This window comes from Streptomyces sp. NPDC058092 (assembly GCF_042884935.1).
Lineage (GTDB): Bacteria > Actinomycetota > Actinomycetes > Streptomycetales > Streptomycetaceae > Streptomyces.
The window spans coordinates 241,771-255,806 of record NZ_JBHVSY010000010.1 but is presented as its reverse complement, the minus strand read 5'-3'; the positions used below and the strand labels follow the sequence as shown (position 1 = coordinate 255,806).

At 69.5% G+C, this 14,036-nt stretch carries 14 protein-coding genes and 1 riboswitch; of the genes, 7 read left to right on the top strand and 7 right to left on the bottom strand.

Going from position 1 to position 14,036, the window contains the following annotated elements:
- Window positions 1–36 precede the first annotated feature (36 nt).
- Window positions 37–270: a hypothetical protein gene (locus ACFVV1_RS19240; RefSeq protein WP_389990411.1), complete on the bottom strand. Its 234-nt coding sequence runs from the start codon at window positions 268–270 to the stop codon at window positions 37–39.
- Between the two features lie 228 nt (window positions 271–498).
- Between ACFVV1_RS19240 and ACFVV1_RS19235 the strand changes: the two genes are divergently transcribed.
- Entirely contained in the window at window positions 499–663 is a 165-nt protein-coding gene (locus ACFVV1_RS19235; RefSeq protein WP_389990409.1) for a hypothetical protein, read from the top strand.
- A 261-nt stretch (window positions 664–924) separates the two neighbouring features.
- Window positions 925–1,404, top strand: a complete 480-nt coding sequence (locus ACFVV1_RS19230; RefSeq protein ID WP_389990407.1) for an SUKH-4 family immunity protein — start codon at window positions 925–927, stop codon at window positions 1,402–1,404.
- Window positions 1,405–1,456: 52 nt separating this feature from the next.
- On the opposite strand, the gene ACFVV1_RS19225 is transcribed toward ACFVV1_RS19230, so the two are convergent.
- The 6 genes from ACFVV1_RS19225 to gcvT all read right to left on the bottom strand — a co-directional run bounded on the left by ACFVV1_RS19225 (window position 1,457) and on the right by gcvT (window position 7,638).
- A complete protein-coding gene (locus tag ACFVV1_RS19225; protein WP_389990405.1) occupies window positions 1,457–2,578 on the bottom strand; it encodes a hypothetical protein in 1,122 nt (373 codons plus the stop codon).
- A 236-nt stretch (window positions 2,579–2,814) separates the two neighbouring features.
- A complete protein-coding gene (locus ACFVV1_RS19220) occupies window positions 2,815–3,111 on the bottom strand; it encodes a hypothetical protein (protein WP_389990403.1) in 297 nt (98 codons plus the stop codon).
- A 98-nt stretch (window positions 3,112–3,209) separates the two neighbouring features.
- Window positions 3,210–4,592, bottom strand: coding sequence for an L-serine ammonia-lyase (locus ACFVV1_RS19215; RefSeq protein ID WP_389990401.1), 1,383 nt, complete (start codon window positions 4,590–4,592; stop codon window positions 3,210–3,212).
- A 183-nt stretch (window positions 4,593–4,775) separates the two neighbouring features.
- Window positions 4,776–6,035 carry a serine hydroxymethyltransferase gene (gene glyA / locus ACFVV1_RS19210; protein WP_389990399.1) on the bottom strand — a complete coding sequence of 420 codons (1,260 nt, stop codon included), beginning with the start codon at window positions 6,033–6,035 and terminating at the stop codon, window positions 4,776–4,778.
- A gap of 18 nt (window positions 6,036–6,053) precedes the next feature.
- Complete coding sequence (gene gcvH, locus ACFVV1_RS19205) at window positions 6,054–6,431, bottom strand: glycine cleavage system protein GcvH (RefSeq protein ID WP_266748730.1); 378 nt, start codon at window positions 6,429–6,431, stop codon at window positions 6,054–6,056.
- A gap of 91 nt (window positions 6,432–6,522) precedes the next feature.
- The gene (gcvT, locus tag ACFVV1_RS19200; protein WP_389990397.1) at window positions 6,523–7,638 is read right to left on the bottom strand and encodes a glycine cleavage system aminomethyltransferase GcvT; all 1,116 of its coding nucleotides are present in this window, start codon (window positions 7,636–7,638) and stop codon (window positions 6,523–6,525) included.
- Window positions 7,639–7,779: 141 nt separating this feature from the next.
- Window positions 7,780–7,877: riboswitch (glycine riboswitch) on the bottom strand.
- Between the two features lie 159 nt (window positions 7,878–8,036).
- Between gcvT and ACFVV1_RS19195 the strand changes: the two genes are divergently transcribed.
- From ACFVV1_RS19195 to ACFVV1_RS19175, 5 genes are all read left to right on the top strand, one after another.
- Window positions 8,037–8,738, top strand: coding sequence for an AAA family ATPase (locus ACFVV1_RS19195; protein ID WP_389990395.1), 702 nt, complete (start codon window positions 8,037–8,039; stop codon window positions 8,736–8,738).
- Window positions 8,739–8,774: 36 nt separating this feature from the next.
- Entirely contained in the window at window positions 8,775–9,545 is a 771-nt protein-coding gene (locus ACFVV1_RS19190; RefSeq protein ID WP_389990393.1) for an enhanced serine sensitivity protein SseB, read from the top strand.
- A 166-nt stretch (window positions 9,546–9,711) separates the two neighbouring features.
- A complete protein-coding gene (locus ACFVV1_RS19185) occupies window positions 9,712–10,494 on the top strand; it encodes an enhanced serine sensitivity protein SseB C-terminal domain-containing protein (RefSeq protein ID WP_389990391.1) in 783 nt (260 codons plus the stop codon).
- 599 nt (window positions 10,495–11,093) lie between these two features.
- Window positions 11,094–12,098, top strand: a complete 1,005-nt coding sequence (locus tag ACFVV1_RS19180) for an ABC transporter permease (protein ID WP_389990389.1) — start codon at window positions 11,094–11,096, stop codon at window positions 12,096–12,098.
- Window positions 12,099–12,193: 95 nt separating this feature from the next.
- Window positions 12,194–13,972 carry an ABC transporter substrate-binding protein gene (locus tag ACFVV1_RS19175; protein ID WP_389990387.1) on the top strand — a complete coding sequence of 593 codons (1,779 nt, stop codon included), beginning with the start codon at window positions 12,194–12,196 and terminating at the stop codon, window positions 13,970–13,972.
- Window positions 13,973–14,036: the final 64 nt, after the last annotated feature.

Below are 14,036 nucleotides of genomic sequence, written 5' to 3'. Positions count from 1 at the left end.
CCGGTCGGCGCCCTCGCCGGTCGGCCTTCCGGGTGGCTACGGGCGGAGGTGCTTCTCCGCCTCGGCCTGTTCGACCAGCTCCGCGTACGAGTCGTCTTCGTCGAGCCCCGACCCATGGAGAAGGGATACCGACCACGGAATCGGGCACGGTGGGGCGTGGTCGGGGTCCGGGCACAGCAGCCTGGCGATGCGTTCCTCGACCTCTTCGGCCTGCTGCCGAGTGGCGTAGATGCCCAGCCGTACTTCCCAGACACTCGGGTTCTCAGGCACCGCTCACATCCCGGATCGGCGGAGGAAGAAGGGGGTGGAGAAAGGAGTCCGAGGCCCGGATTGCGGAGGCGGTGCGTGCCCGGCGCTGACCGTCTCCGTGCACCACCCGCGGTCGCACCATGACCGTGACAACCGCTGCCGCACCGCCCCTCGCCGCAGGCGACGGCCGGCCGAGAGTGGCGCTGCGCGTGAAGGTCGGCCGAGGCGGCCGGGAGCACCTCGGCCGCCGTGCGTACGGTGTGGGCCGCGCATCTCGACCCGTTGCCGGCGCTCGGCGTCCAGGCACACGGCCCGGACGTCCTGACCGAAGTCGTACGCGCCGCCGAACGCCTCGGCCACGGTGACCGCCCACTGGTGCGATCGGCGGCAGGGCTTCTCGCCGTATGGCGGTGAACGGGCGCGTGCTTGGGCCCGCGCCGTCGAAATCGGGCGTCCGCGGGCCGCGGCGTGAGAACCGGCGGGTCCCCACGGCTGAAGCACACGTTGACAGGGATCCGGGGCGGCGCGTTCGATCAGCTTCTGCGTGAGCGTTTCTCGAAGGGAGTGACCAGTGGAGTACGTACTGCAGTGGCTGACACCCGAGTCCTGGGACGAGGTCGGCGTTCTCGGCCTGGACGCGGCCGCGGTCGCGTCGGCGGCGAGTGTCCGGAGCCCGTGCGTGAGGCTCTGGAAGTGGCCCGTACCTACGGGTTGCCGAACGAGGTGTACGGGATGTTCTACCCGTGCGAGCAGGGCGCCGCGTTCACCCGGGTGACGGCGAAGGCGGGCGAGGGACCGTACTGGCGACTCGGCCGGCACGAGTCCTCGCACGCCCTGGAGTACGTGCTCGACGCGGAGGGACGGGTCGTGATCCCCGACCCGTCCCTCCCCGGACCCCGCTTCGTCAACAGCTCGCTGCTCGCCTTCCTCGACGCCCTGGCGGCGTGGGACCACCGCAGCGAGCACCTGGACGACTTCGACGAGCTGGAGCCGGACGACCCCGAGGAGGAGGACGACCCGGCCGAGGCCGCCCGGGTCGCCTTCGGATTGAAGATCAGGGACGGGCTCCGTGGCCAGGACCCGGCCGCCTTCAGGGACGACATCGCTACCTGGTGGCAGCGGGTCTACGAGGAGGTCGAGCTCGACGCCATCTGACGTCGAGCACGGTGACCACCCATGCCTTGGGCGGGCAGGCCGGGCGTCGCGGCTACAGCGGCTGGACCGCCGGCTTTCCGCTCGCGCTCACGACGATGCGCTGCGCGCCCCAACTGCCGTCCTGCGAAGGGCCGACGGCGACGGCGCCGCCGCCCGGGACCTGCGCGATCTGCGGACCCGCGGAAGCCAGCAGCGTACGGGTGTTGCCGCCCTGCAACGGGGTGGCGACGAGCGGACCGCCGGGGCCCGTCGAGGTGCCGGGCGCCGGGCGGTAGGCGGTCAGCAGCCACTCCCCGGCCAGACCCACGAACGGGGTGTCGGTCCCGTACCGGGGCACGGGCACCACGGTCTGCGCCCCGGCCGCGTCGTCGCGCTGTACGACACGAGCCTCGCTCGTGCCCTCCTCGTACACCGCAAGGTGCGTCGGCGAGAGCGCGGCCTGGAGGTGGAGCGACTCGTCGACGCGCGCGTGGGTTGCGAGGGTGGTGAGGCTGCCGGTCGCGAGATCGAGCACCCCGATGTCGTTCGCGTGCCGCAGCCGGATGAGCGCCGTGCGGTGGTCACCGGCCAGCAGCGGCTGGGTGTGGAAGAACTGGGCTTCCGGCGCTTCGACCGGGATGTCGGTGACGATTGCCCCGCCGTCCGTGGTCCGCAGCACGTGCAGGCGGGCGGGCTGCCAGACCTCGTTGTACTCCTGGGTGATCACTGTGGAGCCGAAGACACCGACGAGGTACTGCCCGTCGGGCAGGGTGACGTCGTTGGTCACGCCGGTCGCCGGAGCACGCAGCTGCACCACACCACTGGTGGCTGCGGAGACCCGCAGAACGTCCGTACCGGCACCGTAATAGCCGTACTCACCGGGAAGCGCGCCGGTGAAGGAGTCGAGCGTCTGCTCGCTGCCGTCGTAGCCTCGCCAGACGTACGGCCCCGTTGAACCGTCCGTGGCGGCCCTGCGGTGCAGATAGCCGGTGTCCCCGGCAGCGTAGAGCGAGTCCTGTACGTACTGGACGACCTCGGCACGGCTCGCGGCAGCGGTTGGTGCAGGGCTCGCGGCACGGGCCCCCGGTGCGAGTGCGGTCACGGATCCGACAGCGAGGGCGAACGCCGCGACGGCGGTGACCGTGCCGCGGCTCAGAGCGATACGACGGGGGGCAGGCAGGTGCCGTTCTGACATGAAACCTCCAAGTGGTGGATGAAGGACGGCAGTCGGGCAGCGCGGAGCAGGCCGGCCCGGGACAGCCGTCCGCCGGAGGTGCGGGAACGTAGCACGGTGAACATTCGTACAGCTACTCGAATCGCAATTCGACTCAAAGTGCGTGAATACGCCTCATTGTGCAGATCGTGGCACGCGGAAGACCGAAGAGCACTGCCGCGCCGAAGGCAACCGAGCCCGAAGGCAACGAGGAGGGACTACGAACGGCGTGACGGCAGCATCTGACCGAGTGCCATGAGGACCAGCCCCGAGATCATCAGGGCATTCGCGCCGAAGAAGTGGATCTCCCAGGGCGGGGGTGGCACGATTCGGAAGTAGAAGAGACCCTGTATTGCGCAGGGCGCGCCCAGGAACAGTGCTCCCAGGCCGTGGAGCGAGGGTCGGGTGACGTGGCGGCCCACCCCGGGCAACGTCCAGCCGGTGCGTATCGACGCCGTGCCCAGGGCGATCAGTAGCAAGCCCCCGAGCATGCCACTTCCCACGACCCATTCCATGCGCGCCCCTCGCTGTTCCCGGCGCAGGCACCCCGCGCTGCGCACGGATCCCGCCTCTGTCAATTATCCAGGCAGAGGCGGGGTATTGACCAGCTTGTTCAGCACTCGATGATGTTCACCGCGAGCCCGCCGCGCGCCGTCTCCTTGTACTTCACGCTCATGTCCGCGCCCGTCTCCTTCATGGTCTTGATGACCTTGTCCAGGGAGACCTTGTGGCTGCCGTCGCCGCGCAGCGCCATCTTCGCCGCCGTGACGGCCTTGACCGCGGCCATGCCGTTGCGTTCGATGCACGGGATCTGGACGAGACCGCCGACCGGGTCGCAGGTCAGGCCGAGGTTGTGTTCCATGCCGATCTCGGCGGCGTTCTCGACCTGCTCGGGGGTGCCGCCGAGGACCTCGGCGAGGGCGCCCGCGGCCATCGAGCAGGCGGAGCCGACCTCGCCCTGGCAGCCGACCTCGGCGCCGGAGATCGAGGCGTTCTCCTTGAAGAGCATGCCGATGGCTCCGGCGGCGAGGAGGAAGCGGACCACGCTGTCCTCCTTCTCCGCCCCGGTGGCGCCGCCGGCCGCGAAGTTCATGTAGTAGTGCAGCACGGCCGGGATGATGCCCGCGGCGCCGTTGGTGGGCGCGGTGACGACCCGGCCGCCCGCCGCGTTCTCCTCGTTGACCGCCATCGCGTAGAGGGTGATCCACTCCATCGCGTGGGCCTGCGGGTCGCCCTCGGCGCGCAGCTGGCGGGCGGTGTTCGCGGCGCGGCGGCGGACCTTGAGGCCGCCGGGCAGGATGCCCTCGCGGGACATGCCGCGCGACACGCACGCCTGCATGACGCGCCAGATGTCGAGCAGCCCGGAGCGGATCTCGTCCTCGGTGCGCCAGGCGCGCTCGTTGTCGAGCATCAGCGAGGAGATCGACAGTCCGGTGTCCTTCGCGAGCCGCAGCAGTTCGTCGCCGGTGCGGAAGGGGTGCTTGAGGACGGTGTCGTCGAGAACGATCCGGTCCTCGCCCACCGCGTCCTCGTCCACGACGAAGCCGCCGCCGACGGAGTAGTACGTCTTCTCCAGCAGCGGGGCGCCCTCGTGGTCGAAGGCGAAGATCGTCATGCCGTTGGCGTGGTACGGGAGGGCCTTGCGGCGGTGCAGGACCAGCTGCTCGTCGGCGTCGAAGTCGATCTCGTGCATGCCGAGCAGATTGATCCGGCCGGTGGTACGGATGCGCTCCACCCGGTCATCGGCGGACTCCACGTCGACCGTACGGGGCGACTCGCCCTCCAGACCGAGCAGGACCGCCTTGGGGGTGCCGTGGCCGTGACCGGTCGCACCGAGGGAGCCGTACAGCTCGGCGCGTATGGAGACGGTGTGGGCGATCAGGCCCTCGTTCTTCAGCCGGCGCGCGAACATACGGGCGGCGCGCATCGGGCCGACCGTATGGGAGCTGGACGGGCCGATGCCGATCGAGAACAGGTCGAAGACCGAGATGGCCACGGGTGACTCCTAAGGGTTGGTAGACGCCGTTGTCTGCCGGGTGGTGCGGTAAGGACCGGTCGGCCCGAAGAGCAGCGGGGCAAGGGATGGGGCACCGCGCTCACTGCCCAGTGTGCGCGGTGCCCCGCCCGAAAGATGACGAAGTGTGTCCTGTATTACTCCAGGGACGACCCTCGTTACGGACTACTTCAGGCCGGGGTACAGCGGGAACTTCTCGGCCAGCGCGATGACACGGGCCTTCAGCTCATCCGCGTCGTAGGACGGCTTGAGTGCCGACGCGATGATCTCCGCGACCTCGGTGAAGTCCTCGGCCTGGAAACCGCGGGTGGCCAGGGCCGGCGTACCGATCCGCAGACCCGAGGTGACCATCGGCGGCCGCGGGTCGTTCGGGATGGCGTTCCGGTTGACCGTGATGCCCAGCTCGTGCAGCCGGTCCTCGGCCTGCTGGCCGTCCAGCTCGGAGTTGCGCAGGTCGACGAGGACCAGGTGGACGTCCGTCCCGCCGGACAGCACGGAGACACCGACCTCGGTGACGTCCGGCTGGACCAGACGCTCGGCGAGGATGCGGGCGCCGTCCAGGGTGCGCTGCTGGCGCTCCTTGAACTCCTCGGTCGCCGCCACCTTGAACGAGACCGCCTTGGCCGCGATCACGTGCTCCAGCGGACCACCCTGCTGGCCCGGGAAGACCGCGGAGTTGATCTTCTTGGCGAGCTCCTGCGTCGACAGGATGACGCCACCGCGCGGACCGCCGAGGGTCTTGTGCGTGGTGGTCGTGACGACATGGGCGTGCGGCACCGGGTTGGGGTGCAGACCCGCGGCCACCAGGCCCGCGAAGTGCGCCATGTCGACCATCAGGTACGCGCCGACCTCGTCCGCGATGCGGCGGAAGGCGGGGAAGTCCAGCTGACGGGGGTACGCGGACCAGCCGGCGACGATCAGCTGCGGCTTGGACTCCTTGGCCAGGCGCTCGACCTCGGCCATGTCCACGACGCCGGTCTCGTCGACGTGGTACGGGACCACGTTGTAGAGCTTGCCGGAGAAGTTGATCTTCATGCCGTGGGTCAGGTGACCGCCGTGGGCCAGGCTTAGGCCCATGATCGTGTCGCCCGGCTTCAGCAGCGCGAACATCGCGGCGGCGTTGGCCTGCGCACCGGAGTGCGGCTGGACGTTCGCGGCCTCGGCGCCGAACAGCGCCTTGATGCGGTCGATGGCGATCTGCTCGACGACGTCGACGTGCTCACAGCCGCCGTAGTAGCGACGGCCCGGGTAGCCCTCGGCGTACTTGTTGGTGAGGACGGAGCCCTGGGCCTCCATGACCGCGACCGGAGCGAAGTTCTCCGAAGCGATCATTTCGAGGGTGGACTGCTGACGGTGGAGCTCGGCGTCGACAGCGGCGGCGACGTCCGGGTCCAGCTCGTGGAGGGAGGAGTTGAGAAGCGACATCAGGTGGTCCCTTGGGTCTCAGTTGCCGGAGAACTCGGTGTACTCGTCGGCGGAGAGCAGGTCCTTCGGCTCCTCGGCGACGCGTACCTTGAACAGCCAGCCGCCCTCGAACGGAGCGGAGTTCACCAGCGACGGGTCGTCCACGACGTCCTGGTTCGCGGCGGTGACCTCACCGGTCACCGGCGAGTACAGGTCGCTCACCGACTTGGTCGACTCCAGCTCGCCGCAGGTCTCGCCCGCGGTCACCGTGTCACCGACCTCGGGGAGCTGGGCGTAGACGACATCGCCGAGCGCGTTGGCGGCGAATTCGGTGATACCGATCGTGGCCACACCGTCCTCGACGGCCGACAGCCACTCGTGCTCCTTGCTGTAACGCAGCTGCTGGGGGTTGCTCATGACCTGAATTCTCCTGTACGCGAGGGAGTGCTGATGAACGGTGGTCTTACGGTGTGAGACGGGACTACGTCACTTCCGAGGTGCGCGGACGTCACTTCTGACGCTTGTAGAACGGCAGCGCCACGACCTCGTACGGCTCGTGGCTGCCCCGGATGTCCACTCCGACGCCCGCGGTTCCGGGCGTGGCGTGCGCGACGTCCACGTACGCCATGGCGATCGGCTTGCCCAGGGTGGGCGACGGGGCGCCCGAGGTGACCTCGCCGATGACCTCGCCCCCGGCGACCACGGAGAAGCCGGCGCGCGGCACGCGGCGGCCCTCGGCGATCAGGCCGACCAGCTTGCGGGGCGGGGCGGTCTCGGCGTGCTCGGCGGCGGCCCGGAGGGCCTTGCGGCCGACGAAGTCGCCCTCCTTCTCGAACTTCACGACGCGGCCGAGACCGGCGTCGAACGGGGTCAGCCCGGTGGTCAGCTCGTGCCCGTACAGCGGCATGCCCGCCTCCAGACGCAGCGTGTCGCGGCAGGAGAGCCCGCACGGGATCAGGCCACGGGAGGCGCCCGCCTCGGTGAGGGCCCTCCACAGCTGCTCGGCGTGCTCGGGGGCGACGAACAGCTCGAAGCCGTCCTCGCCGGTGTAGCCGGTACGGGCGATCAGTGCGGGGACACCGGCGACGGTGCCGGGCAGACCGGCGTAGTACTTCAGGCCGTCCAGGTCGGCGTCGGTGACGGCGGCCAGGATGGCGGGGGACTCGGGCCCCTGGACGGCGAGCAGCGCGTACGCGTCGCGGTCGTCGCGCACCCCGGTGTCGAAACCGTCGGCCCGCGCGCTCAGCGCGTCCAGCACGATCTGGGCGTTGCCGGCGTTGGCGACCACCATGTACTCGGTCTCGCCCAGCCGGTAGACGATCAGGTCGTCCAGGATGCCGCCGTCCTCGGCGCAGATCATCGTGTAGCGGGCGCGGCCCACGGCGACGGTGGCGATGTTGCCGACCAGTGCGAAGTTCAGGAAGGCCGCGGCCTCGGGGCCGGTGACGGTGATCTCGCCCATGTGCGACAGGTCGAAGAGACCGGCCCTGGTGCGGACCGCGTTGTGCTCGTCGCGTTCACTGCCGTACCGCAGGGGCATGTCCCAGCCCGCGAAGTCGGTCATGGTCGCGCCCAGCGAACGGTGCAGGGCATCGAGGGCGGTGAGACGGGGGGCGGTGCTCATGGATGGGGCTCCCAGGGCATGACGACGGAGACGATCCCTCCCCATCTGTCATCGGAACCTGAGAGGTTCGCCGAGAGCCCCCTGAAGGGTTCGGCTTGCACCTTGGGTGGAGCCGCAGAGCGGCCCGCTTTTCAGATCTGCCTCATCCACGCGGTACGGGGCCTGAGAGATTCAAGGGAGGAACTTGCTCCTTCGGCGCCCGGCACATGCAGTGACCGGAACTCTCCCGCGCGGATTCAAGCGGCCTTTATGCAGTTGGCCGGGTCATCATCGCACGCATCGCGCCGGGGTGGGTCCCCGGTCCCTCGCGGGAATCAACGGCGTGGACGGTTGTGCCGCATTACCTTTTCTTTACACTTCAGGGGCATGTGTGGGGTGATCCGGCAGGGGGAGGGGCGATGACGTTGCAGCGGTACGCGACGACCGCGGGGGTCGCGCACGGCGCGATGCCCGCACAACCGGGGGCGGTGCCTGTCACGGAAGCGCGCGGCCCGCACGCGCCCGTCGTGCGGGACCTGCGGGAGCGGGGCGGGCGCAGCCCGCGCAGCCTGCACTTCGCGGCGGGCGACGTGGTGGTGGTGTCCGGGCTGCCCGGCAGCGGCAAATCCACGCTCATCCGGCGGGCGGTGACGACGGCCCACGCCATCGACTCCCAGGACACCCGGGACCGCTGGGCGGGGCTCGTGCCCGGGTTAGTGCCGTACGCCCTCTACCGTCCCCTCGTCCGCGTCGCCCACTACTGGGGACTGTGGCGGGTGCTGCGCTCCGGTGAGTCCGTCGTCGTCCACGACTGCGGAACCCAGGCGTGGGTACGCGGCTGGCTGGCCCGTGCCGCGCGGCGCCGGGGCCGCGTCCTGCACCTCGTCCTGCTCGACGTCACACCGCAGACGGCGAGGGACGGCCAGCGGGAACGCGGTCGCGGCGTCTCCGGATACGCCTTCGCCCGGCACCGCAGGGCGGTGGGGAGGCTGCTGCGGGGCACCGAGACCGGCCTGCTGCCGCCCGGGTGCGCCTCGGCGGTGCTGCTGGACAGGGAGGCGGCCGGGCTGCTGGCCCGGATCGCGTTCGCGGACGTACAGGGCCCGGGAGCCGGACGTTAACCTTCTGCCGGAAAGCTTGGGGAAGAAGGGGAAGCAGTGGACATTCCGGCACAGGGTCAGTCCCATCCGCGGAGCGGATGGCCCGCCAATGAGCTCGAAGAGGTGCTGATGGCCTCGGTGGGCAGCCCGGAGGCGGGCGGACGGCTCGTCGAGGTGCTCGGGCGCAGCCAGGTCTGGGTGCCTCTGCCGGGCGGCGGCGGACCCGACTCCCCCGACCTGGACCTGCCGACGCTGGAGATCGAGGGTGCCGCGTATGTGCCCGTATTCAGCTCCGAACAGCAGTTCCTCAGCTGTGTCGGCACCGCCATGCCCTTCGCTGTCGCGCCCGCCCGCGATTTCGCCCGCGGACTGCCCCCGCAGCTCGGCATCGCGGTGAACCCGGGCGGCGCTGTCGGGATGCCGCTGCCGCCGCCCGCCGTGGCCGAGCTCTGCCGCGCCGGACGCGCCCTGCTGGACGGACCGGCCGGCGGCGGCCGGGTCCGGCTGTACGAGCCGGACTGGAAGGAGGAGCCCGTCGACTTCCTCGCCGCGGCGGCCGGCGAATTCGAGGAGAGCGGTGTCGTGCTCACCGCGCGCCGGACACTGGCCAGCATCGAGGGGGGCGAGCCCGTCCTTTTCATAGGCGTGGAGTTCTCCACCTGGGAGGGCGCCGGGCGCAATGCCCCCATGGACGCCCTCGGCCGTGCGCTCGGCCGCGTCGAGGTGCCCTGGCCGGTCAATCTGGTCCTGCTCGATGTGGCGCAGGACCCGGTCGGGGACTGGATGCGGGAGAAGGTCCGGCCGTTCTACCGGCGCGAGACCCAGTAGCACGCCGACGGCTCCGGAGCCGATTGCAGCGTCGGCCCATGGCGTCAAGTCGGTGTCAGGACCGGCGCATAAGCTGGTTTGATGGCTGGTGCCACGGCATCATGCCGCACCCGTGTGCCCCGGGAGCGGCGGGCCGACACAGTGGATCGAAGAGGGGCGGGACCAGGTGAGTGCGTCAGGCACCGCGGCGGCCGGGCAGGTCGAGCACATGCTGCGCCAAGTGACGCCCGGGCGCTACGACGCGTACGAGGCACTGCTGCAGGCTCTCGCGAACGACCGGATCTGGATGCTCCTCTGGCACGGTCAGGCGGGCTCGCCCGACGCCCAGTACGGGAACATGGAGGTCGACGGCCTCGGCTACGCCCCCTGTGTGACCTCCGCCCAGGAGCTCTCCGCCAGCGGCTGGAACCGGGCCCATGAGCTCGTCACCGGCCGCGACATCGCCCGCGCCCTCTTCCCCGACCGCTGGGGCATCTGGCTCAACCCGCACGCCCCGGGCGGCGGCGTCGGCATCCCCTGGCTGGACCTGCGCCGGATCGCCACCGGCCTCGACCGGATGCCCGCGGGCCCGCTCCGGCTCACCGAGCCGGCCATCGAGATCCCGCAGTTCTACGCCCTGCTCACGCAGAACGCCCACCACACCCCCGCGATCCGCTCGCTGCGCCGCGCCTGGGTGCAGCCCGCGCTCGGGGTTCCGTATCTCGCCATCGGCCTCGATCTCTACGACACGAGCCAGCCCTCGGTCGACACGGTGCGCGCGATGATGCAGCAGTCGATCGGCGCGGTCCCGGACGGGCTGCCCGTCTCCACGGTCGCGATGTCCGACGAGTACGACCCGGTCGCGATGTGGCTGCGCGCCAACACCCGCCCGTTCTACGACCGCGAGGCGCACGCCCCGGCGGCCCCGGTGGCCGGCTACGGCTACCCGCCGCCGCAGGGCGCGTACTGAGCCTGCCGGCAGTCGTACGTACCGGGGGCGTTCCGGCGTGCCCGGAAGGCCGCTGCCCCCTCGTGCCCGTAAAGCCGCCGTCCGCACCCCGCAACCCCGTGCCCCGCACCCGGAATGCAGGTGTACGAACCGGGTGTGCCGGGAATGCATGCGTATGGTCCTGATGACCGGAACGTAACGTACGTATACGGCACCAACTCTCCGAATTCCGGCCCGCGTTCCCGGTCCTTCCGCATGCCGCCGCGCTCCCGTGCGGGCCTCGTGGAAACCCTCCGCGCGGCTTCCCGCTCCCGATGTCCGAGATCTCCGTGCTGGGGATGTCTGATGGTGAAAGCGACGTGAATCTACGCGCGTGCCCCTCTTCCGCCCCAACTGACCTGTGTTCGGCGGGCGTTCACATCCGTCCGGATAACGGAACACCCCTGACCGCATCACGGTTAGGCATCCATTCGCCTGACGGTATGGCTACCGCGCGCAACAGCAATGAAGACTCCCGCAGCAAGGGCGTCCTGCCGCCTCTGTGTACGACTGACTGATCCGTGCCGCCACAGCGGCCAGTTCGGCCCGGCCACCGCCGGTTGAGAGGGGTCCTTGCCACGATGACGGCACCACTGCATGAGCCGACCACGGAAGCGGACCCGATCGCGACCGGTGGTCCCGCAGCCGACTCCGGGGTGAAGAAGGTCGAGGGACGCTCTCTCAAGCAGATCGCCTGGAACCGCCTGAAGCAGGACAAGGTCGCGCTGACGGGTGGCATCGTTGTCCTCGTCCTGATCGTGGTGGCGATCTTCGCGCCCCTCATCGTGGGGCTGCTGGGGCACCCGCCGAACGACTTCCACCAGGACAAGCTCGACCCGCTGACCAATCTCCCCACCGGTTCCCTCGGCGGCGTGAGCGGCGACTTCCTCTTCGGCGTCGAGCCCAACAAGGGGCGCGACGTCTTCAGCCGGATCGTCTACGGCGCCCGGATCTCGCTGCTCGTGGCGTTCCTCGCGGCCGTGGTCGCGGTGGCGCTCGGCACGCTCTTCGGGATCATCGCCGGTTACTTCGGCGGCTGGGTCGACGCGGTGATCAGCCGGGTCATGGACGTGCTGCTGTCGTTCCCGCAGCTCCTGTTCATCATCTCCCTCGTCTCCGTCCTCCCCGACGATCTGCTCGGCCTCACCGGCAGCGGGGTGCGCATCGCCGTACTCGTCGCCGTCATCGGCTTCTTCGGCTGGCCGTACGTGGGACGCATCGTCCGGGGCCAGACGCTCTCGCTGCGCGAGCGCGAGTACGTGGAGGCGGCGCGCAGCCTCGGCGGCGGGCGCGGACACATCCTCTTCCGCGAGCTGCTGCCGAACCTGGTGGCGCCGATCACCGTCTACGCGACGCTCATGATCCCCACCAACATCCTCACCGAAGCGGCCCTCAGCTTCCTCGGCGCCGGTGTCCGGCCGCCCACGGCCTCCTGGGGCGGCATGCTGCGGGACGCCCTGGAGACGTACGAGCACGACCCGATGTTCATGGTCTTCCCCGGCGTGACGATCTTCATCACCGTACTGGCCTTCAACCTCTTCGGGGACGGGCTGCGCGACGCCCTGGACCCCAAGGGGACCCGATAGCCCACAACTTGCCCCTGCCGCACTGTCAGGTGGCTCTTCCCATGGTTCTCCGGCAAGCAATGGCCTGGGACCGCGATCTCGGAGGTTACGAGAAAATGTCCACAGTTACCTCGAAACGACGGCTCACCGCGGGTGCGGCCCTCGTGGTCGCGGCGCTGATGACCACCACGGCGTGCGGCGGCGGCGACGACGGCGACAGCGGCGGCGGCAGCAAGGCGAAGGGCGCCGGCTTCAACGCGGCGTTCAACAAGGTCGCCAACGCGTCCACCAAGAAGGGGGGAACGCTGAAGATGGTCGGCAAGCAGGACCTCGACTCCGCCGACCCCCAGCGTGCCTACTACGGCATGGCCTGGGACTTCATGCGCTTCTACACCCGCCAGCTGGTCACGTACGACACCAAGCCGGGTGCCGCCTCCACCAAGCTGGTCGGCGACCTCGCCACCGGCCCCGGGGTGATCTCGGACGGCGGCAAGACGTACACGTACAAGCTGCGGTCCGGCCTCACCTGGGAGGACGGCTCCAAGCTGACATCCAAGGACGTCAAGTACGGCATCGAGCGCGTCTGGGCGACGGACACCATCACCGGTGGCCCGCAGTACCTGATGCAGACGCTGGACCCCAAGCACGAGTACAAGGGCCCGTACAAGGACACGTCCGCGGACAAGCTCGGTCTGAAGGCGATCGAGACGCCCGACGACAGCACCGTCATCTTCAAGCTGCCCAAGCCCAACGGTGACTTCGAGCAGTTCCTCGCCATGCCTTCCGGCTCGCCCGTGAAGGCGTCGGAGGACACCAAGGCGAAGTACACCCAGCGGCCGTTCTCCTCGGGCCCGTACAAGTTCGAGTCGTACAAGCCGGGCAAGAGCATCGTGCTCGTCCGCAACGACAAGTGGGACAAGTCCTCGGACCCGCTCCGTGCCGCGCTCCCGGACAAGGTCACGGTGACGATCTCCGCCAACCTGGAGGAGAACGACAAGAAGCTGATGGAGGGCGACTACGACGTCGACCTCAACGGCACCGGCATGACCCAGTCCGGCCGTGTGACCGCCGTCCAGGACCACAAGGACAGCGTCGACAACATGCAGACGTCCTTCGTCCGCTACGTCGCGCTCGTCCACACGGCGAAGCCGCTGGACGACGTCCACTGCCGCAAGGCCGTCTTCTACGCCACGGACTTCGCGGCCCTGCAGCAGACCCGCGGTGGCGAGATCGCCGGTGGCGCGATCGCCAACAGCACCCTGCCGGCCTCCATCAAGGGCCACAGCGACTACGACCCGTACGGTGTCCTCGCCCGCAAGGGCAAGCCGGACGCAGCCAAGGCTAAGGAAGAGCTGAAGGCATGCGGTAAGCCCACCGGCTTCACCACCAAGCTCAGCGCCCGTAACAACAACCCGGGCGAGGTCGACGTCGCCGAGGCGCTCCAGGAGCAGCTCGGCAAGGTCGGCATCAAGATCGAGGTCGACCCGATCGACGGCGCCGAGGCCTCCAGCATCACCGGTTCGCCGTCCGTCGTGAAGAAGCGCGGCTACGGCATGACGATGAGCGGCTGGGGCCCGGACTTCCCGTCCGGCCAGGGCTTCGGCCAGCCGCTGTGGGACAGCCGGTTCCTCTCCGAGACCGGTAACTACAACGAGTCGCAGCTCAAGGACCCGCAGGTCGACAAGATCTTCGACGAAGCGATCGCGGAGACCGACCCGGTCAAGGCCGGCGAGATCTACAAGAGCCTCGACAAGCGGATCCTGGACCAGGCCGACTGGATGCCCTTCATCTACGAGAAGAACATCACCTGGCGCGGTAAGCGACTGACGAACGCCTACATGTCCGACGCCTACAACGGCCGTTACGACTACGTCTCGCTCGGCGTCGTCAAGTAATCGCTGTAGTCAACAGCATGTGCAGTCAACCCGGTTGACTGCTCCACCGCCGCCGAAACCCGCC

Coding starts and splice junctions, on each gene's coding strand:
- ACFVV1_RS19195 (WP_389990395.1), top strand. CDS start 8,037: ATGACGTTGCAGCGGTACGCGACGACCGCGGGGGTCGCGCACGGCGCG.
- glyA (WP_389990399.1), bottom strand. CDS start 6,035: ATGTCGCTTCTCAACTCCTCCCTCCACGAGCTGGACCCGGACGTCGCC.
- gcvH (WP_266748730.1), bottom strand. CDS start 6,431: ATGAGCAACCCCCAGCAGCTGCGTTACAGCAAGGAGCACGAGTGGCTG.
- ACFVV1_RS19220 (WP_389990403.1), bottom strand. CDS start 3,111: ATGGAATGGGTCGTGGGAAGTGGCATGCTCGGGGGCTTGCTACTGATC.
- ACFVV1_RS19180 (WP_389990389.1), top strand. CDS start 11,094: ATGACGGCACCACTGCATGAGCCGACCACGGAAGCGGACCCGATCGCG.
- ACFVV1_RS19225 (WP_389990405.1), bottom strand. CDS start 2,578: ATGTCAGAACGGCACCTGCCTGCCCCCCGTCGTATCGCTCTGAGCCGC.
- gcvT (WP_389990397.1), bottom strand. CDS start 7,638: ATGAGCACCGCCCCCCGTCTCACCGCCCTCGATGCCCTGCACCGTTCG.
- ACFVV1_RS19175 (WP_389990387.1), top strand. CDS start 12,194: ATGTCCACAGTTACCTCGAAACGACGGCTCACCGCGGGTGCGGCCCTC.